A 17374-nucleotide genomic window follows, 5' to 3' on the forward strand; every position below is an offset into this window, starting at 1 on the left:
CGGGCGCATGGTTTTCTCTCGCCGGATGGCGGCCCTTTCCGCCGTCGTGCTGATCCCGCTGGGCATCGCCGCGACCAGCTACGCCCTCGCGGACAGCCCCAAGGCGCCCGAGGTGCCCTCCCAGCAGGTGGAGCTCGACCACGGCACGCCCACGCCCACCTCCACGCTGGATCCCACCCCGAAGGCCACGCCGCCCGGCGCCACGCCGGATGACGAGGTCGTCTCGCGGCCCCCGGTGACCGACAGCACAGCGAGTGACGATGACGACGACGACCGCGGCCGGGGCACCGGAGACGACGGGCCGGACGACGACGGCCCCGGGTCCGACAACTGACACCGGCCGCCGGCGCGTCTCCGCCCGGGTCCGGATCCTGCTGTGGCTGCTGCTCGTGATGGCGCTCGCGCTCGCCTCGGTGGCGATGACCACCCGCTCGTTCCTGCTGCGGGACGTCGACAACCGGATCAACCGCCTGCTCACCCAGGAGGCCGGCGAGTTCGCCAACTTCGAGGAGCGCGGCGGGGACCCGCGGACGGGCCGCCCGTTCACCGACGCGGACCGGCTGCTGACGGTCTTCCTGGAACGGCAGTACCCCGACGCGGACGAGGAGCTGATCGGCCTGGTCGGCCGGTCGGGTGCCGGCCCGCGGCAGATCCGCCAGCCGCACGACCTGCCCGTGGCCCTGCCCCTGCACGAGGATCCCGAGGCCCGGCGCCGCATCTTCGACTCGTCCGAGTCCTCGGGTGTGCTGCAGCGGCCGCGGGGCGAGATCCGCTGGGCGAAGGTCACCGTGGCCCAGCCGGGCCGGGCGCCGGACGCCGCGTTCGTCGTCGCGTTCCACCCGGAGCGCGAGCGGGCACGCGTGAACAGCGTCTTCCGCACCCTGCTGGTCATCTCCGGGGTGGCCCTGCTGCTGACCGTCGGCATCGCCTGGGCGGTCGCCGGGCGGATCCTCAGGCCGGTGCGGGTGGTGCGCACGGCGGCCGCGCAGCTCACCGAGCAGGACCTCACCCGGCGGATCCCGGTGCACGGCCACGACGACATAGCGGCCCTGGCGGAGACGTTCAACGGCATGCTCGACCGGCTGGAGCGGGCCTTCGCCGCGCAGCGCGAGTTCGTCGACGACGCCGGCCACGAGCTGCGCACCCCCATCACCATCGTGCGCGGGCATCTGGAGGTCATGGGCGACGACCCGGGCGAACGCGAGGAGACGGTCCGGCTGGTCACCGACGAGCTGGACCGGATGAGCCGCATCGTCGAGGACCTGCTGCTCCTCGCCAAGGCCGAGCGCCCCGACTTCGTCTCCCCCGAGCCGTTCCAGGTGGCCGAACTCACCGCCGACGTCTACGTCAAGGCCCGCACCCTGGGCGAACGCGACTGGCAGCTCGACGGGGTCGCCGATCTGGAGGCCGAGCTGGATCCGCAGCGGATCACCCAGGCCATGGTGCAGCTCGCGCAGAACGCCGTGCAGCACACCACGCCCGGCCAGACCATCCGCATCGGCTCCCGCGTCGACGGCCCGCACCTGGAGCTGTACGTCGCCGACTCGGGGCCGGGTGTGCAGCCGCAGGACGCCGAGGTGATCTTCGAACGCTTCCGGCGCGGCACGGCCCGCCGCGGCGCCCGGGGCTCGGGCGCCGGACTCGGGCTGTCCATCGTCAAGGCGATCGCCGAGGGGCACCGGGGTCGGGTACGGCTGCACGGCACCCCCGGCGGCGGCGCCACCTTCGCCCTCGTCCTGCACACACCCCGGGCACCGGAAGGGGACCCCACGTGAACCGCATCCTCATCGTCGAGGACGAGGAGCGCATCGCCTCCTTCGTGGAGAAGGGCCTGCGGTCCAACGGCTTCACCACGACCGTCGTCACCGACGGCGACGCCGGCTACGAGTACGCCCTGACCGGCGGCTTCGACCTCGTCGTGCTGGACATCGGGCTGCCCGGCCGGGACGGCTTCACGGTCCTGCGGGAGCTGCGCGAGGCGCGGGTGACGGTGCCGGTGATCGTGCTGACCGCGCGGGACTCCGTACGGGACACGGTGGCCGGTCTGGAGGGCGGTGCCGACGACTGGATGACCAAGCCGTTCCGCTTCGAGGAGCTGCTCGCCCGGGTGCGGCTCAGGCTCCGTACGGCGGCGCGGGCGCCGGAGGTGACGGTGCTCAGGTCCGGCTCCCTCAGCCTGGACCTGCGCACGCGCCGGGCCCGCTCCGGAGAGCGGACCGTCGATCTGACGGCCCGTGAGTTCGTCCTGCTGGAACTGTTCCTGCGGCACCCGGGGCAGGTGCTGTCCCGGGAGCAGATCCTCTCCCATGTGTGGGGGTACGACTTCGACCCCGGGTCCAACATCGTGGACGTGTACGTCCGCACCTTGCGCAGGAAACTGGGCGCCGAGCGGGTGGAGACGGTACGCGGGATGGGGTACCGGCTCCCGACCGGGTGAAGTTCCCTTCATCTGCGGCTCATCGACGGCTCACCCCCCGGATGAACCCTCGATGACGTGACATGGAACCCACGAGCTCTCACCGCCCTGTGCGCGGCGCTGTCGCTGTGCGCGCTGCTCGCGATCCCCGGGAACTTCCCCGGACTCGGCGGCGACGCCCGTCTCACGCTGGCCGTGTTCACGCTGGCGACGTGCGCCTGGATCGGGACGTCGATCGACGACACGTACATCGCGCTGGGCGCCGGATTGGCGCTCACGGTGACCGGGGTGATCAGCAGCGACACCCTGTTCGGCACCCTCGGCGACGCCACGGTGTGGCTGCTGATCTGCGCGTTCGTGCTGGCGGCCGCGGTGAGCCGGACGGGGCTCGCGGGGCGGGCGGCGGTGTTCCTGGTCAGCGGGGCGCGAACCGTCCGGCAGCTGGTGCATCTGACGACGGCCGCCTTGGTGGTCACGGCCTTCGCGGTGCCCGCCACGTCGGGCCGTGCCGCGCTCGCGCTGCCGGTGTTCCTCGCGCTCGCCAAGGTCCTGGCCGACCGCAAACGACTGGTCGTGATGCTGGCTTTGCTGTTCCCGACCGTCATCCTTCTGTCAGCGGTGGCGACCCTGATAGGCGCCGGAGCACATCTGATCACCGTGTCGGTGCTGTGGGAGACGACCGGAGAGCACATCGGCTTCACGCAGTGGCTGCTGCTGGGCCTGCCGTTGGCCGTCGTCTCCTCCCACCTGGCCGCCGAACTGGTCGTGCTGACAACGACCCGGCGCGCGGACCGCAGCGGCCCGGTCCACATCACCCCCGAGCAGATCCAGCGGCACAGCGAGCAGCCGGTCACCGGCCCCTGGAGCCAGGCCGAGAAGCGCTGCGTCCTGCTGCTCGCCACCGTGATCGTCCTGTGGTGCAGTGAGCCGCTGCACCGGGTGCCGCCGGCGCTCGTCGCGCTGATCGGCGCCGTCATCGCCTCCTCGCCCGCCCTGGGCACCGTGCGTCTGAAGGACGCGCTGAAGACCGTCCCCTGGTCGCTGCTGCTGTTCATGGCCGCGACGATGGCGATGGGTGTCGCGCTCGCCGACTCGGGAGCGGCCACGTGGCTGGTCTCCGGACTGCCGACCGGTGAGTCCCCGGTGCTCTTCCTGGCGATCGTGGTCGCCGTCAGCACGGCGGCCCACCTGGTCCTCCAGTCCCGCTCGGCCCGCTCGTCGGTCCTGGTCCCGCTGGTCGTGGCCGCCTCCGTCGGCGTCGGCGTCAACCCGGTCGCCGCCGCCCTGGCCTCCACCGCCGCCGCGGGCTTCTGCCACACCCTGCCCGCCTCGGCCAAGCCGGTCACGCTCTTCTCGCACATTCCCGGCACCCCCACCTTCACCCCGCGCGACCTGCTGCGGCTGTCCGCCGTCCTGGCCCCGCTGAGCGCCGCGCTCGTCCTGCTCTTCGCCGTCGCGGTATGGCCGCTGCTCGGCGTGTCCGTCACCCGTTGAGGAGTCCTCGTGCTGACCCATGTCGTCGTAGCCCCCAGTGGCTTCAAGGAGTCCCTGTCCGCGCAGGCCACCGCCGACGCCATCGCGGCCGGCGTGCGCCGGGTCCTGCCCGACGCCGATATCGACCTGGTCCCGCTGGTGGACGGCGGCGAGGGCACGGCTCACGCCTTGGCCACCGCCAGCGGGGGCAGGATCGTCAGCGTGCCCGCGACCGGCCCGGTCGGGGAGACTGTCGCCGCGCACTTCGCCCTCCTGGGCGGCGGGGACACCGCCGTGGTGGAGATGGCGGCGGTCGCGGGCCTCTCCCTCGTCCCGCGCGATCTGCGCGACCCGGGCGCCACCACCACGTACGGCGTCGGCGAGCTGATCCGCGCCGCGCTCGGGACGGGCGTCCGGAGGATCCTCGTCGGCTGCGGCGACTCGGGCACCTCGGACGGGGGCGCCGGCGCGCTCCAGGCCCTGGGCGCCCGGCTGCTGGACGTCAACGGTGAGGAACTCGCGCGGGGCGGGCGGGAGCTGACCCGCCTGCACCGTGTCGACCCGAGGGGCCTGGACCCGCGCCTCACGGAGGTGGAGCTGCTGGTCGCCTGCAATCCGTACAACGTCCTGTGCGGCGAGCGGGGCGTGGCCCGGGTCTTCGGTCCGCAGAAAGGCGCGACGCCCGCGCAGGTGGAGGAGCTGTCGGCGGCGCTGGAGAACTGGGCGTTCGTCCTCACCCGTGACGCCGCCGTGCCGGACAGCGACCTGCGCTCGGGGCCCGGCACGGGAGCCTCCGGCGGCCTGGGAGCGGGCCTGGCCGCTCTGGGCGCCAGGCTCCTGCCCCGCTTCGACGTGCTGCTGGACCACCTCGACCTGGACGCCCGGCTGGCCCGTGCCGACCTGGTCGTCACCGCCGAGGGCGCCTTGGACCACCAGACGCCGCGCGGCAAAATCCCCGCCGAGGTGGCCCGCCGGGCCAAGCTCTACGGCCGTCCCGTCCTGGCCCTCGCGGGCACGCTCGGCGAGGGCGCTGCCGAAGTGCCGGGCGTGGACGCCTGCCACGGCATCCTGCCCGCCCCCATGGAGCTGGCCGAGGCCATGATCCGGGCGAGCGAGCTGCTCACGGACGCCACGGAACGCGCCCTGCGGATGATCGTCCTGGGCACTCGGATCCCACTCGTGCTGCCGCAGGAGGTGACGCCGTCAGGGACTCAGGCCGACGTGTCCGGCACGCAGCGTCCGTCCTCCGTGCGGTAGTTCCACTTCGCCCCGTCCGTCACGAGTTCCTTCACCGCCCGCACGAACCGCTCCACGTGCTCGTCCGGCGTGCCCGCGCCGAAGCTGACCCGGATGGCGTTGAGCGACTTCTCCCCGGGCGCTGCCTCCGGCGACCCGCACTCCCCCTGGGACTGCGGGTCGCTGCCGAGCAGCGTGCGCACCAGCGGGTGGGCGCAGAACAGCCCGTCCCGCACGCCGATGCCGTACTCGGCGGACAGGGCGGCGGCGAAGTGGGAGCTGTTCCAGCCCTCGACGACGAAGGAGAGCACCCCGACCCGCGGCGCGTCGTCCCCGAAGAGGGACAGGAACCGCACCTGGGGAACGTCGGCGAGGCCCTCCCGCACCGCGCGGACCAGGTACTGCTCACGGGCGACGAGGGTGTCGAAGCCGGCCTCGGTCAGCGCCTTGCAGGCCGAGGCGACGGCGTAGGCGCCGATGACGTTGGGCGACCCGGCCTCGTGGCGGGCGGCGCTGTCGTGCCACTCCACGTCCACTCCCCCGTCCTCCCGCCGGCTGACCTTGCGGCTGGCGCCGCCGCCCGCGAGGTAGGGCTCGGCCGCGCGCAGCCAGTCGGCCCGCCCGGCCAGGACGCCCGAGCCGAAGGGCGCGTACAGCTTGTGCCCGGAGAAGGCGACCCAGTCGACGTCGAGGTCGGCGACGGACACCGGGTGGTGCGGTGCCAGCTGGGCGGCGTCCAGCACGATCCGCGCGCCGTGGGCGTGCGCGGCCGCCGCGAGTTCCCGTACGGGCCACAGCTCACCGGTGACGTTCGAGGCGCCGGTGACGCAGACCAGGGCCGGTCCGTCGGGGTCCCGGCCGGCCAGGGCGCGCTCCAGGGTCTCGACGGCCTCGCGGGGGCTGCGCGGGGCGTCGAGGCAGGTGACGCGGGCGTTGCGCCACGGCAGCAGGGAGGCGTGGTGCTCGGTCTCGAAGACGAAGACCTGGCAGTCGTCCGGGAGGGCGGCGGCGAGGAGGTTGAGGGAGTCGGTGGTGGAGCGGGTGAAGACCACCTGGTCGCCGTCGCGGCAGTCGAGGAACTCGGCGACGGTCCGGCGGGCGTTCTCGAACAGGTCGGTGGAGAGCTGGGACAGGTACCCGGCGCCGCGGTGGACACTGCCGTAGTACGGCGCGTAGGCGGCGACGTCGTCCCAGACCCGCTGGAGCGCCGGGGCGCTGGCGGCGTAGTCGAGCGCGGCGTAGGTGACCTCGCCACCGGTCACGAGCGGAACGGTGACATCACGTCCCAGAACGGGCAGCGGGGCGCAAACGGACGGGTCGACGGCAACGGTGGAGACGGACATGGGTGAACTCCCGTGAAGGCAGGTGGAATCCGCCCGCGAGCCCGTGGGGCTACAACCCGTGGGGCTACAAGCGGGGGTGAAGGAAAGAGGGGGATGCGGAGGCGGGGCTCTGCGGCCCTATCGCATTCGCTGGTTCACGAGAGACTCCTCGTCACGCGCTTGCCGCAGACCTCGCTGCCTGCGGCCTGGTCTTCACCCGGGGCACCCCGCCACGGACGGAGGGTTGCCGGACAGTCGGCCGGGGCCTCATGACTGTCACTCATGACCTGATCAGGAACGTACGCGAAAAGACCGGCGCCCCGCAACCCGAGTCCGGATCGCGGGACGCCGTACGGGAATCCGCTACGTGTTGCTCGCGGCCACCCAACGCTCCAGCGTCCGCTTCGCCGCCCCCGAGTCGATCGACTCGGCCGCCTTCACCATCCCGGCGCGGATCTGCTCGGCCAGCGGGGCGGCGGTCGGCTGAAGGGCCACCAGCGCCGCGGCCGAGTTCAGCAGGACCGCCTCGCGAACCGGACCGGTCTCACCCTCCAGCAGACGGCGGGCGACCTCGGCGTTGTAGGAGGCGTCCGCGCCGCGCAACGCTTCCACCGGGACCAGTTCGAGGCCCACGTCACGCGGGTCGAAGGCCTCTTCGGTCACCTGGCCGCCCCGGACGATCCACACCCGGGAGGTGGCCGTGGTCGTGAGCTCGTCGAGGCCGTCGTCGCCCCGGAAGACCAGGGACGAGTTGCCGCGCTCGGCGAAGACGCCCGCGACGATCGGTGCCATGCGGGGGTCCGCCACACCGACGGCCTGGGCGCGGACCCGGGCCGGATTGGTGAGCGGGCCGAGGGCGTTGAACACCGTGCGGATGCCCAACTGGCCCCGGGCCGCGCCCGCGTGCCGCAGCGCCGGGTGGAACTTCACCGCGAAGCAGAAGGTGATCCCGGCCTCCTCGGCGACCTCGGCGACCCGGTGCAGCGGCAGTTCCAGGTTGACGCCGAGCTTTTCCAGCACGTCGGAGGCCCCGGACGCCGAGGACGCGGCCCGGTTGCCGTGCTTGACGACCTTCGCACCGGTGCCCGCCACGACGATCGAGGACATCGTGGAGATGTTGACCGTCTTCGCGCCGTCACCGCCCGTGCCGACGATGTCGACCGTCGCCCCGGGCACCTCGATCACGTTGGCGTGCTGGTACATCGTGCGGACCAGGCCGTTGATCTCCTCGACCGTCTCGCCCTTGGCGCGCAGGGCCACGACGAACCCGGCGATCTGCGCCTCGGTCGCCTCGCCGCGCATGATCCGGTCCATCGCCCAGGCGGTGTCGTCCGCGCTCAGGTGCCTGCCGTCCAGCAGGCCGTTCAGCAGCAGGGGCCAGGAGCGGCCCGCCGCGGTGTCGCCTCCAGCGGGGGTCACAGCGCTCATAAGCCGCTCCAGGGTCAGGCGTCCCGCACTACGGGACGAGAATCTCAACGAGGTCCACCCTATCCAGCCCCGGGCACGGCGAAGGGCCCCGTCCGACGATCGGACGGGGCCCTTCGGTGTGGCGTGGCGAAGCAGCGATCAGTGGTGGCCGTGGCCGCTCGTGATCTCCCGGTACTCCTCGACGGTGGGCTTCGGGATCTGGGCACCCTCGCCGTAGTAGGCGTCGCTGAGCTTGGCGCGCAGCTTCTCGGAGCCCTTCACCTTGCGCTCGACACCGTTCTCGTCGACCGTCGGGCCGATCTCGGCCGGCTCGTACTGCTCGTGCGCCGTGAGCGTGTACATCTGCTCCTGGCTGAGCGGCTCGTGCACCTCGATGAACTCACCGTGCGGCAGGCGCTTGATGATGCCCGACTCGCGGCCGTGCAGCACCTTCTCCTTGTCCCGGCGCTGCAGGCCGAGGCAGATGCGCTTGGTGACGATGAAGGCGATGACCGGTCCGAGGAAGAACCCGATCCGGACGAACCAGGTGACCGCGTTGATCGACAGGTGGAAGTGCGTGGCGACGATGTCGTTGCCACCGCCGATCAGCATGATGATGTAGCCGGTGACCCACGCGACACCGAAGGCCGTGCGCGTCGGGGCGTTGCGCGGGCGGTCCAGGATGTGGTGCTCGCGCTTGTCCCCGGTGATCCACGACTCGATGAACGGGTACAGGGCGATGATCGCGAGGAACACACCGAAGAGGACCAGCGGGATGAACACGCCCAGGACGAGCGTGTGACCCCAGAAGTTGATCTCCCAGCCCGGCATCGCGCGGACCAGACCCTCGGCGAAGCCCATGTACCAGTCCGGCTGGGCACCGGTCGACACCTGGTCGGGACGGTAGGGGCCCAGGACCCAGATCGGGTTGACGGTCGCGATGCCGGCGATGGCCGCGATGACACCGAAGACCAGGAAGAAGAAGCCTCCGGCCTTGGCCATGTAGACCGGCAGCAGCGGCATGCCGACGACGTTCTTGTTGGTCCGCCCGGGACCCGCGAACTGCGTGTGCTTGTGGTAGAAGACCAGGATCAGGTGGCCGACCACGAGCCCGAGCATGATGCCCGGCAGCAGCAGGATGTGGATCGAGTAGAACCGGGCGACGAAGTCGGTGCCCGGGAACTCCCCGCCGAACAGGAACATCGAGATGTACGTGCCCACGATCGGCACGGACAGGATCGCGCCCTGGGTGAAGCGGACACCGGTGCCGGAGAGCAGGTCGTCCGGGAGCGAGTAGCCGGTGAAACCGGTGAACATGCCCAGGACGAACAGCAGGAAGCCGAACAGCCAGTTGATCTCGCGCGGCTTGCGGAACGCGCCGGTGAAGAAGACGCGCATCATGTGCACGAACATGCCGGCGAGGAAGATGATCGCCGCCCAGTGGTGGATCTGCCGGATGAGCAGACCGCCGCGGACGTCGAAGCTGATGTCCAGCGTGGAGGCGAACGCCTCCGACATCAGCTGCCCCTGGAGCGGGACGTAACTGCCGTGGTACTCCACCTCGTTCATCGACGGGTGGAAGAACAGCGTCAGGTACACACCCGTCAGGATGATGATGATGAAGCTGTAGAGGCAGATCTCACCCAGCATGAAGGACCAGTGGTCCGGGAAGATCTTGCGCATGTTGGCCTTGGCCAGGGAGTAGATCCCGAGGCGGCCGTCGGCCCAGTCGGCGACCCGCTCACCCGCGGGCGCCTTGCGGCGTGTCTGTGCAGTGCTCATCCGCGCTCCCAGAAAGCAGGGCCGACGGGCTCTTCGAAGTCGCCGAGCGCCTCGAGGTAGCCCTCGTCGTTCACACCGATGCGGAGCTGCGGCAGGGCGTGACCAGCGGGACCGAAGATCACTCGGGCACCGTCGGAGAGGTCGAAGGTGGACTGGTGGCAGGGGCAGAGCACGTGGTGCGTCTGCTGCTCGTACAGGGAGATCGGGCAGCCGACGTGGGTGCAGATCTTCGAGTACGCGACGATGCCCTCGTGCGACCACTCGAGCTCGCGCTTGTCCTTGATGTTCTCCGGCTGGATCCGGACGATCATCAGGGCGGCCTTGGCGATCTCGTTCTGGAACTCGTGGTCGTGCTCCTCCAGGCCCTCGGGCTTGGCGAAGGTCAGCGAACCGACCGCCACGTCGGAGGGACGCAGCGGCTCGTTCGTGTTCATGTTGACGAGCAGCTTGCCCTTGGACCACAGCGTGTGGCGGAGCTTCTCGCCGGGCAGCGGGCCGAGGTCGCGCAGCAGCACGACACCGGAGAGCGGCACCAGGGTGAGCGCGCCGAGCATGGTGTTGCGGATCAGCTTGCGGCGGCCGAGCGCGGACTCCTTGGCGCCCTGCTTGAAGTCCGCGAAGACCTTCTCGCGGACCTCGGGCTCCGCCTCGATCGGGTGCCGCTCGTCGGCGATCTCCACGTCCGACATCAGGGTGCGGGCCCAGTGGACGGCGCCCGCTCCGATGCAGAACAGCGCGATGCCGAGCGTCATGCCCAGCGCGAAGTTCAGCGCGCTGATGCGACCGAGCGGGAAGATGTAGACCGACTTGTCCACCGGGATCGCCACGAACGCGGCGATGAAGGCGACGGTCGCCAGCATCGACACCGTGAACATCAGGGCGACCGAGCGCTCGGACCGCTTGGCGGCCCGCTCGTCGACGTCCTGGACCCGGTGCTCGTGAGGCGGCAGGCCCGGGTCGGCGAACGGGTGCTTGTCGTCCGCGACGCTCACCACGCCGTGCCCGTGCTCGTCATGGCCTGCGGACTGCGCGGCAGGCAGGTTCTCTTCTGGAATGTCTTGGCTACTCATGACTTCTTGGCCTTTGCGGTCCGGGCGGCGACCCACACGGCGACGGCGATCAGACCGCCGAGACCGAAGATCCAGCCGAACAGGCCTTCACTGACCGGCCCGAGGCCACCCAGTTCGAGGCCGCCGGGGCTCTCGGTCTTTTCGCTGTTGACCGCGTCGAGGTACGCGATGATGTCCTTCTTGTTCTTCTCCGACAGCGTGGTGTCGGGGAAGGACGGCATGTTCTGCGGGCCGGTCTGCATGGCCTCGTAGATGTGCTTCGGGGTGACGCCCTCGAGGGTCGGCGCGTACTTGCCGTGCGTGAGCGCGCCGCCCTTGCCGGTGAAGTTGTGGCACTGCGCGCAGTTGGTGCGGAACAGCTCACCGCCCTTGGCGATGTCGGCACCCTCGGGGCCGTACTGCTCCTCCGTCGGAACGGACGGACCGGCACCCAGCGAGGCGATGAACGCCGCGAGCTGGTCGATCTCGGCCTGCGAGTAGATGTTCTTCTTCTCCGGGACCTGGGGGCCCTGGGAGGTGGCGGCCGGCATACGGCCCGTGCCCACCTGGAAGTCGACGGCCGCGGCGCCCACGCCCACCAGGCTGGGCCCGTCGGAGGTGCCCTGACCGCCGGTGCCGTGGCAACTGGCGCAGCCGACCGAGTAGAGCTTCTTGCCCTCCTCGATGGTGAGGGACTGGGCGGTTTCGTCGGCCTGTGCCTTGTCCGCGGGTGCGAACACGGCGTACAGCCCCCCGGTGCATGCCAGCGCGAGGAGTAGGACGACGAGCGCCGCCAACGGGTGGCGTCGTCGTGCGGAGAGCTTTTTCACGGATTACCCCGGTGTCAGGATCTTCTGCGTCGATGCTTCTGGGATGCGCGCTTCGTGGAGCACGCGCGGATGCGGGCCCTGCTACTTGATCATGTAGATCGTGGCGAAGAGACCGATCCAGACGACATCGACGAAGTGCCAGTAGTAGGACACGACGATCGCGGCCGTCGCCTGCTCGTGGGTGAACCTCCGGGCCGCGTAGGTCCGGCCCAGGACCAGCAGGAAGGCGATGAGACCGCCCGTCACGTGCAGGCCGTGGAAGCCGGTGGTCAGGTAGAACACCGAGCCGTACGGGTCGGAGGACAGGGACAGGCCCGCCTCCTTGACCAGCTCCGTGTACTCGAAGACCTGACCGCCGATGAAGATCGCACCCATCACAAAGGTGACGATGAACCACATCCGCAGCTTCTTCACATCACCGCGCTCGGCGGCGAAGACGCCGAGCTGGCAGGTGAGGGAGGAGAGCACCAGGATGGTGGTGTTCGTCGCCGAGAACGGGAAGTTGAGATGGGCAGCCATCTCCTTCCAGTGATCGGGACCCGTCACCGATCGCAGGGTGAAGTACATCGCGAAGAGGGCCGCGAAGAACATCAGCTCGGAACTCAACCAGATGATGGTTCCGACGCTGGTGAGGTTCGGCCGATTGACCGACGGGTGCGCGTGCCCGGTTTCTGCTGTCGTTGCTGTCGCCACGACCGACATTATGTCGGTCGCTTATCCCGCCCTCACTCCGGGGGGTGCCGTTCGGAGTGTCTTCACCGGTCGTACCGGTGTTGACGTGGTGTTCAAGGGAGTAGCATCCGGCCCAACGGGCCTGTCCTTACGACGCTGACGTCACGGAGGAACAATGCAGCCGACCGCCACGGTGCTGGTCTACAGCGACGACTCCAACACCCGCGAGCAGGTGCGGCTCGCCACGGGACGGAGGCCGGCTCCGGACGTTCCCGTGGTGGAGTTCCTGGAGTGTGCGACCCCCGCGGCGGTGATCAAGGAGCTGGACCGGGGTGGGATCGACGTCTGCGTGCTGGACGGCGAGGCCGTGCCGATGGGGGGCATGGGGGTCTGCCGGCAGATCAAGGACGAGGTGTTCGACTGCCCGCCGGTGCTGCTGCTGATCGGGCGGCCCCAGGACGCGTGGCTTGCGACCTGGAGCCGCGCGGAGTCCGCTGTGACGCTGCCGGTGGAGCCGGTGGAGTTCGCCTCCGCGCTGGCCTCCCTGCTGCGGGAGAAGGCGGCTTTGAACGCCTAGGAACTCGGGGGCGCCCGTTGTCTCGCGGGTGCGGGTGGTCTGTGACTTGTCGCGCAGTTCCCCGCGCCCCTGAGGGACGTACCCCTGAGGGCGTCTAGACGCTCTGTGGGCGCAGTCGGGCCCTGTCGGCCTCCGTGGGGCCCTCCGGGGTGCCGCCTATGAGGGCGCTGCCGGTGCGCCACTTCGCCCAGTCGAGGTTCCAGTCGCCGAAGCCGTTGCCGAAGGGCGCCATCGTGTCGCCGCCGGAGTTTATGACCTTGACGATGTCGCCCTCGCGGACGGTGTCGTAGAACCACGCCGCGTTCTCGGTGCTCATGCCGGTGCAGCCGTGGCTGACGTTGGCGAAGCCCTGGGAGCCGACGGACCAGGGGGCGGCGTGGACGTACTCGCCGCTGTTGGTGACCCGGACCGAGTGGTGGACGATCAGGTCGTAGAAGTCCGAGGCGCCGATGCTGGCGCTGGTCATGCGGACGGTGCCCTCCTTGGCCAGGACGACCTTGACGCCGTTGCGGGTGTCGTAACCGGGCATGCCCGTCGTGACCGGGATCTGCCGGATGATCTCGTCGTTCTTGTAGACGGTCATCTGGTGGGCGGCGGCGTCGGTGACGGCTATGAGTTTGTCCGCGGTGGTGATGGTCAGCGGCTTGGCCTTGCCGCCCCACATCCGGTCGCCGATCTTGATGCCCTGGAGGTTGCTGCGCACCTGGACGGTGGCCTGGGCGGGCCAGTAGTCCTTCGGGCGGTAGTGGAGCTTCTTGTCGTCCACCCAGTGCCAGGCACCGTCCGTGGCGGGGGTGGAGGAGACCTTGAGGGCGCGTTCCACGACGGCCCGCTGGGCCTTGTCCTTGACGGGCCGGCTCAGCTCGGCCGTGATGGGCTGGCCGACGCCGTAGGTGCCCGCCTTGGGGCCGAAGGTGACGTCCAGGCGCTTCTTGGTGGTCGGCTTGCCGGTCTCGAAGGTGACGACCTTGCGGCCGGGCGCCCCGTCCTCGTCCTCGGTGCTCACCCGGACCGTGTAGCTGGCGTTGGCGGCGAGCGGGGAGGTGCTGTGCCAGCGGCTGCCGTCGGCGGCGAGTTCGCCCGCCACGTAGCGTCCTGAGGCGTCGTGGGCCGTGACGTCGGTGATGCGCCCGTCGGAGTCCTCGACGACTTCCAGGGGCTTGTCCGGGTCGGCCTTCTCGCGGCCCTCCGAGGGGGCGTTGAAGGAGACCTGGTCGGCCGCGTCGTAGGGACGGGCGGCGAGCGGATTGCCGTCCGAGCCGCAGGCGCTGACGCCCGCGCAGAGGGATATCACCAGCAGCGTGCAGCCGACGGCGGTGCGGCGGCGGGAGATCACTGTGTGGCTCATGACCTCACGCTAGGAAGCCGCGTCAACAGTGGCACGCCGAGCGACTCGTACGAGTGACATGCATGTGCGGCAAAAGCAGGGGCCCGGACGCTCCTCTCGGAGTGTCCGGGCCCCTGAAGCGCTCGGCGCGTGTTACTGGGTGCGGTTCTCACCGCGGTAGTACTCGAAGACCCAGCCCCAGACGCCGATCAGGATGATCGGCAGCGAGAAGTACATCAGCCACCAGCCGATCGCGATCGACAGGAAGGCGAGGGCGCCGCCGATGGCCAGGGAGAGCGGCTGCCAGCTGTGCGGGCTGAAGAACCCGACCTCGCCGGCGTCGTCCGCGACGTCCGCCTCCTTGTTGTCCTGTGCGCCCACGTCGACCCGCTTGGCCGTGAAGCCGAGGTAGAAGCCGATCATGATGCACAGGCCGAAGGTCAGGAAGAGCGCCGTCGTGCCGGCCGGCTCCTTCGACCACACGCCATAGACGATCGCCATGACGAGCACGAAGGCGCTCAGCCACATGAACATCTTGCCCTGGATCTTCACTTGCCGGCCTCCTTGCCGCCAGCGAGGGCCTTCTCGCCGTGACCGGCGTTCTCGAGCTGGTCGAGAGCGGCGATCTCCGGGTGGTGCAGGTCGAACGCCGGGGATTCACTGCGGATCCGCGGCATGGTGATGAAGTTGTGCCGCGGCGGCGGGCAGGAGGTCGCCCACTCCAGGGAGCGGCCGTAGCCCCACGGGTCGTCGACGCCGACCGGCTTGCCGTACTTGGCCGTCTTCCACACGTTGTAGAAGAACGGCAGGATCGACATGCCGAGCAGGAACGAGCTGATCGTCGAGATCGTGTTCAGCGCGGTGAAGCCGTCGGCCGCCAGGTAGTCGGCGTAACGGCGCGGCATGCCCTCGGCGCCCAGCCAGTGCTGGACCAGGAACGTGCCGTGGAAGCCGATGAACAGCGTCCAGAAGGTGATCTTGCCCAGGCGCTCGTCCAGCATCTTGCCGGTCCACTTCGGCCACCAGAAGTGGAAGCCGGAGAACATCGCGAACACCACGGTGCCGAAGACGACGTAGTGGAAGTGGGCCACCACGAAGTACGAGTCGGAGACGTGGAAGTCCATCGGCGGCGAGGCCAGGATGACACCGGTCAGACCACCGAAGGTGAAGGTGATCAGGAAGCCGGTCGCCCAGAGCATCGGCGTCTCGAAGGACAGCGAGCCCTTCCACATCGTGCCGATCCAGTTGAAGAACTTCACACCGGTCGGTACGGCGATGAGGAACGTCATGAAGGAGAAGAACGGCAGCAGCACACCGCCGGTGACGTACATGTGGTGCGCCCACACCGTCACGGACAGACCCGCGATCGCGATGGTCGCGCCGATCAGACCCGTGTAACCGAACATCGGCTTACGGGAGAAGACCGGGATGACCTCGGAAATGATGCCGAAGAACGGCAACGCGATGATGTACACCTCTGGATGGCCGAAGAACCAGAACAAGTGTTGCCACAGCAACGCGCCGCCGTTGGCGGAGTCGAAGACGTGGGCACCGAACTTGCGGTCCGCCTCCAGGGCGAACAGGGCCGCGGCCAGCACCGGGAAGGCGAGCAGGACCAGCACACCGGTCAGCAGCACGTTCCAGGTGAAGATCGGCATGCGGAACATCGTCATGCCCGGAGCGCGCATGCAGATGATTGTGGTGATGAAGTTGACCGAGCCGAGGATGGTGCCGAAGCCGGAGAAGGCCAGGCCCATGATCCACATGTCGGCGCCGATGCCCGGGCTGCGGACAGCGTCCGACAGCGGGCTGTAGGCGAACCAGCCGAAGTCGGCCGCGCCCTGCGGGGTGAGGAAGCCGCCCACCGCGATGAGCGAGCCGAACAGGTACAGCCAGTAGGCGAACATGTTCAGCCGCGGGAACGCCACGTCCGGCGCGCCGATCTGCAGCGGCATGATCCAGTTCGCGAAACCGGCGAACAGCGGCGTCGCGAACATCAGCAGCATGATCGTGCCGTGCATCGTGAACGCCTGGTTGAACTGCTCGTTCGACATGATCTGCAGACCAGGCCGGGCGAGCTCGGCGCGCATGAGCAGCGCCATGACGCCGCCGATGACGAAGAACGCGAACGACGTCGCCAGGTACAGCGTGCCGATCGTCTTGTGGTCCGTTGTCGTCAGCCACTTGACCACGACACTGCCGCGGTTCTGGCGCCTGACCGGCAGCTCGTCCTGGTAGTGGGACCCTGCTGCCGCGGCACCCTGGGGTTCGTTGAGGATGCTCACAGGTTGTTCGTCTCCCGGTTCTTCTCGTGGCTCGTCTGCGCGATGCCGGCAGGAACGTAACCGTTCTGCTGCTTGTCCACGAGGTCCTTGAGGTGCTGCTCGTAGCGCTCGGGGGAGACGACCTTCACGTTGAACAGCATCCGAGAGTGGTCGACGCCGCAGAGCTCGGCGCACTTGCCGAGGAAGGTGCCCTGCTTGTTGGGGGTCACCTCGAAGGCGTTGGTGTGGCCCGGAATGACGTCCTGCTTCATGAGGAACGGCACCACCCAGAAGGAGTGGATGACGTCACGCGAGGTCAGGACGAAGCGGACCGTCTTGCCCTCGGGGAGCCAGAGCGTCGGGCCCGGGTTGTTGGTCTGCGGGTTCCGCGTACCGGGGGTGCCGCAGTCGTAGACGCCGCCGGCGTTGGCCGGGAAGTCCTTCTTGAAGCGGTCCGGGATCGCGTCCAGGTCCTTCGAGGTCTTGGCGTCCCCGGTGGAACCGGCGACCGGCTCGATGTAGTTGAAGCACCAGCTCCACTGGAAGCCGACCACGTTGACCGTGACGTCGGGCTTCTTCTTGAGGCTGAGCAGCTCGGACTCGTCACGGGCGGTGAAGTAGAACAGCACCGAGACGATGATGAGCGGGACCACCGTGTACAGCGCCTCGATGGGCATGTTGTACCGGGTCTGCGGAGGAACTTCGACCTTGGTGCGGCTGCGCCGGTGGAAGAACGCACTCCACAGGATCAGACCCCACACCAGCACGCCGACGGCGAGCGCAGCCGCCCAGGACCCCTGCCACAGGGAGAGGATCCGCGGAGCCTCTTCCGTGGTCGGGGTGGGCATACCAAGGCGGGGGAAGTCTTCCCAGTTGTACGAGCAACCGGTGGCTGTCGCCAAGACCAGGCCCGCGGTCAGTGCCTGCAGCAGCTTCCGCCGCATCGGGCGCCGCGGCGAGCGGTCGGAGCCGTTGGGACTCACGTAGCGCCTTCCCGAGAGTCTCGCCCGCGCGGATCG

Annotated in this window: 16 protein-coding genes and 1 riboswitch; of the genes, 6 read left to right on the plus strand and 10 right to left on the minus strand. The window is 69.5% G+C overall.

Features of this window, described 5'->3' with window-relative positions; all coding sequences use genetic code 11:
* The first annotated feature begins 7 nt into the window (after window positions 1-7).
* Genes ACIRDU_RS02065 through ACIRDU_RS02085 form a run of 5 tightly spaced genes read left to right on the plus strand, consistent with a single transcriptional unit; the run spans window position 8 to window position 5146 of the window.
* Window positions 8-334, plus strand: a complete 327-nt coding sequence (locus ACIRDU_RS02065; protein WP_403573094.1) for a small secreted hydrophilic protein — start codon at window positions 8-10, stop codon at window positions 332-334.
* The gene (locus ACIRDU_RS02070; protein ID WP_403573096.1) at window positions 261-1775 is read left to right on the plus strand and encodes an ATP-binding protein; all 1515 of its coding nucleotides are present in this window, start codon (window positions 261-263) and stop codon (window positions 1773-1775) included. The genes ACIRDU_RS02065 and ACIRDU_RS02070 overlap by 74 nt, the downstream gene beginning before the upstream one ends.
* Window positions 1772-2437, plus strand: coding sequence for a response regulator transcription factor (locus ACIRDU_RS02075; protein ID WP_403573098.1), 666 nt, complete (start codon window positions 1772-1774; stop codon window positions 2435-2437). Before ACIRDU_RS02070 ends, ACIRDU_RS02075 begins: the two co-directional genes overlap by 4 nt.
* Before the next feature lie 57 nt (window positions 2438-2494).
* A complete protein-coding gene (locus ACIRDU_RS02080; RefSeq protein WP_403573101.1) occupies window positions 2495-3910 on the plus strand; it encodes an SLC13 family permease in 1416 nt (471 codons plus the stop codon).
* Window positions 3911-3919: 9 nt separating this feature from the next.
* Window positions 3920-5146 (plus strand): glycerate kinase, encoded by a 1227-nt coding sequence (locus ACIRDU_RS02085; protein WP_403573104.1) that lies wholly within the window; start codon window positions 3920-3922, stop codon window positions 5144-5146.
* Here the strand turns inward: ACIRDU_RS02085 and ACIRDU_RS02090 are convergent.
* From ACIRDU_RS02090 to ACIRDU_RS02115, 6 genes are all read right to left on the minus strand, one after another.
* The gene (locus tag ACIRDU_RS02090; RefSeq protein ID WP_403573107.1) at window positions 5101-6468 is read right to left on the minus strand and encodes an aminotransferase class V-fold PLP-dependent enzyme; all 1368 of its coding nucleotides are present in this window, start codon (window positions 6466-6468) and stop codon (window positions 5101-5103) included. The genes ACIRDU_RS02085 and ACIRDU_RS02090 overlap by 46 nt on opposite strands.
* A gap of 150 nt (window positions 6469-6618) precedes the next feature.
* Window positions 6619-6735, minus strand: a riboswitch (SAM riboswitch).
* Window positions 6736-6810: 75 nt separating this feature from the next.
* Window positions 6811-7875: an anthranilate phosphoribosyltransferase gene (trpD, locus tag ACIRDU_RS02095; RefSeq protein WP_403573110.1), complete on the minus strand. Its 1065-nt coding sequence runs from the start codon at window positions 7873-7875 to the stop codon at window positions 6811-6813.
* Window positions 7876-8013: 138 nt separating this feature from the next.
* Window positions 8014-9636 carry a cytochrome bc complex cytochrome b subunit gene (locus ACIRDU_RS02100; RefSeq protein ID WP_403573113.1) on the minus strand — a complete coding sequence of 541 codons (1623 nt, stop codon included), beginning with the start codon at window positions 9634-9636 and terminating at the stop codon, window positions 8014-8016.
* On the minus strand, window positions 9633-10706 hold the full coding sequence (locus tag ACIRDU_RS02105; protein WP_403573116.1) for a Rieske 2Fe-2S domain-containing protein: 1074 nt from the start codon (window positions 10704-10706) through the stop codon (window positions 9633-9635). Before ACIRDU_RS02105 ends, ACIRDU_RS02100 begins: the two co-directional genes overlap by 4 nt.
* Window positions 10703-11515 carry a c-type cytochrome gene (locus tag ACIRDU_RS02110; protein ID WP_403573119.1) on the minus strand — a complete coding sequence of 271 codons (813 nt, stop codon included), beginning with the start codon at window positions 11513-11515 and terminating at the stop codon, window positions 10703-10705. The genes ACIRDU_RS02105 and ACIRDU_RS02110 overlap by 4 nt, the downstream gene beginning before the upstream one ends.
* Window positions 11516-11596: 81 nt before the next feature.
* Window positions 11597-12217 carry a heme-copper oxidase subunit III gene (locus ACIRDU_RS02115; protein WP_403573122.1) on the minus strand — a complete coding sequence of 207 codons (621 nt, stop codon included), beginning with the start codon at window positions 12215-12217 and terminating at the stop codon, window positions 11597-11599.
* Window positions 12218-12362: 145 nt separating this feature from the next.
* Between ACIRDU_RS02115 and ACIRDU_RS02120 the strand changes: the two genes are divergently transcribed.
* Window positions 12363-12764: a hypothetical protein gene (locus tag ACIRDU_RS02120; RefSeq protein WP_403573124.1), complete on the plus strand. Its 402-nt coding sequence runs from the start codon at window positions 12363-12365 to the stop codon at window positions 12762-12764.
* Between the two features lie 94 nt (window positions 12765-12858).
* Here the strand turns inward: ACIRDU_RS02120 and ACIRDU_RS02125 are convergent, their stop codons facing one another.
* From ACIRDU_RS02125 to coxB, 4 genes are all read right to left on the minus strand, one after another.
* The gene (locus ACIRDU_RS02125; RefSeq protein WP_403573127.1) at window positions 12859-14112 is read right to left on the minus strand and encodes an Ig-like domain-containing protein; all 1254 of its coding nucleotides are present in this window, start codon (window positions 14110-14112) and stop codon (window positions 12859-12861) included.
* Between the two features lie 132 nt (window positions 14113-14244).
* Window positions 14245-14643, minus strand: coding sequence for a cytochrome c oxidase subunit 4 (locus ACIRDU_RS02130; protein WP_403573130.1), 399 nt, complete (start codon window positions 14641-14643; stop codon window positions 14245-14247).
* The gene (gene ctaD, locus ACIRDU_RS02135; RefSeq protein ID WP_362039429.1) at window positions 14640-16376 is read right to left on the minus strand and encodes a cytochrome c oxidase subunit I; all 1737 of its coding nucleotides are present in this window, start codon (window positions 16374-16376) and stop codon (window positions 14640-14642) included. Before ctaD ends, ACIRDU_RS02130 begins: the two co-directional genes overlap by 4 nt.
* Entirely contained in the window at window positions 16373-17338 is a 966-nt protein-coding gene (gene coxB, locus ACIRDU_RS02140; RefSeq protein WP_403573133.1) for a cytochrome c oxidase subunit II, read from the minus strand. Before coxB ends, ctaD begins: the two co-directional genes overlap by 4 nt.
* Window positions 17339-17374: the final 36 nt, after the last annotated feature.

The organism is Streptomyces sp. NPDC093598, assembly GCF_044764825.1.
Taxonomy (GTDB): domain Bacteria; phylum Actinomycetota; class Actinomycetes; order Streptomycetales; family Streptomycetaceae; genus Streptomyces.

Bases quoted from the DNA above. Each gene is read 5' to 3' on its own strand.
- trpD (WP_403573110.1), bottom strand. From the start codon at position 7,875: ATGAGCGCTGTGACCCCCGCTGGAGGCGACACCGCGGCGGGCCGCTCC.
- ACIRDU_RS02065 (WP_403573094.1), top strand. From the start codon at position 8: ATGGTTTTCTCTCGCCGGATGGCGGCCCTTTCCGCCGTCGTGCTGATC.
- ACIRDU_RS02125 (WP_403573127.1), bottom strand. From the start codon at position 14,112: ATGAGCCACACAGTGATCTCCCGCCGCCGCACCGCCGTCGGCTGCACG.
- ACIRDU_RS02120 (WP_403573124.1), top strand. From the start codon at position 12,363: ATGCAGCCGACCGCCACGGTGCTGGTCTACAGCGACGACTCCAACACC.
- ACIRDU_RS02115 (WP_403573122.1), bottom strand. From the start codon at position 12,217: ATGTCGGTCGTGGCGACAGCAACGACAGCAGAAACCGGGCACGCGCAC.
- ACIRDU_RS02105 (WP_403573116.1), bottom strand. From the start codon at position 10,706: ATGAGTAGCCAAGACATTCCAGAAGAGAACCTGCCTGCCGCGCAGTCC.
- ACIRDU_RS02070 (WP_403573096.1), top strand. From the start codon at position 261: ATGACGACGACGACCGCGGCCGGGGCACCGGAGACGACGGGCCGGACG.
- ACIRDU_RS02090 (WP_403573107.1), bottom strand. From the start codon at position 6,468: ATGTCCGTCTCCACCGTTGCCGTCGACCCGTCCGTTTGCGCCCCGCTG.
- ACIRDU_RS02100 (WP_403573113.1), bottom strand. From the start codon at position 9,636: ATGAGCACTGCACAGACACGCCGCAAGGCGCCCGCGGGTGAGCGGGTC.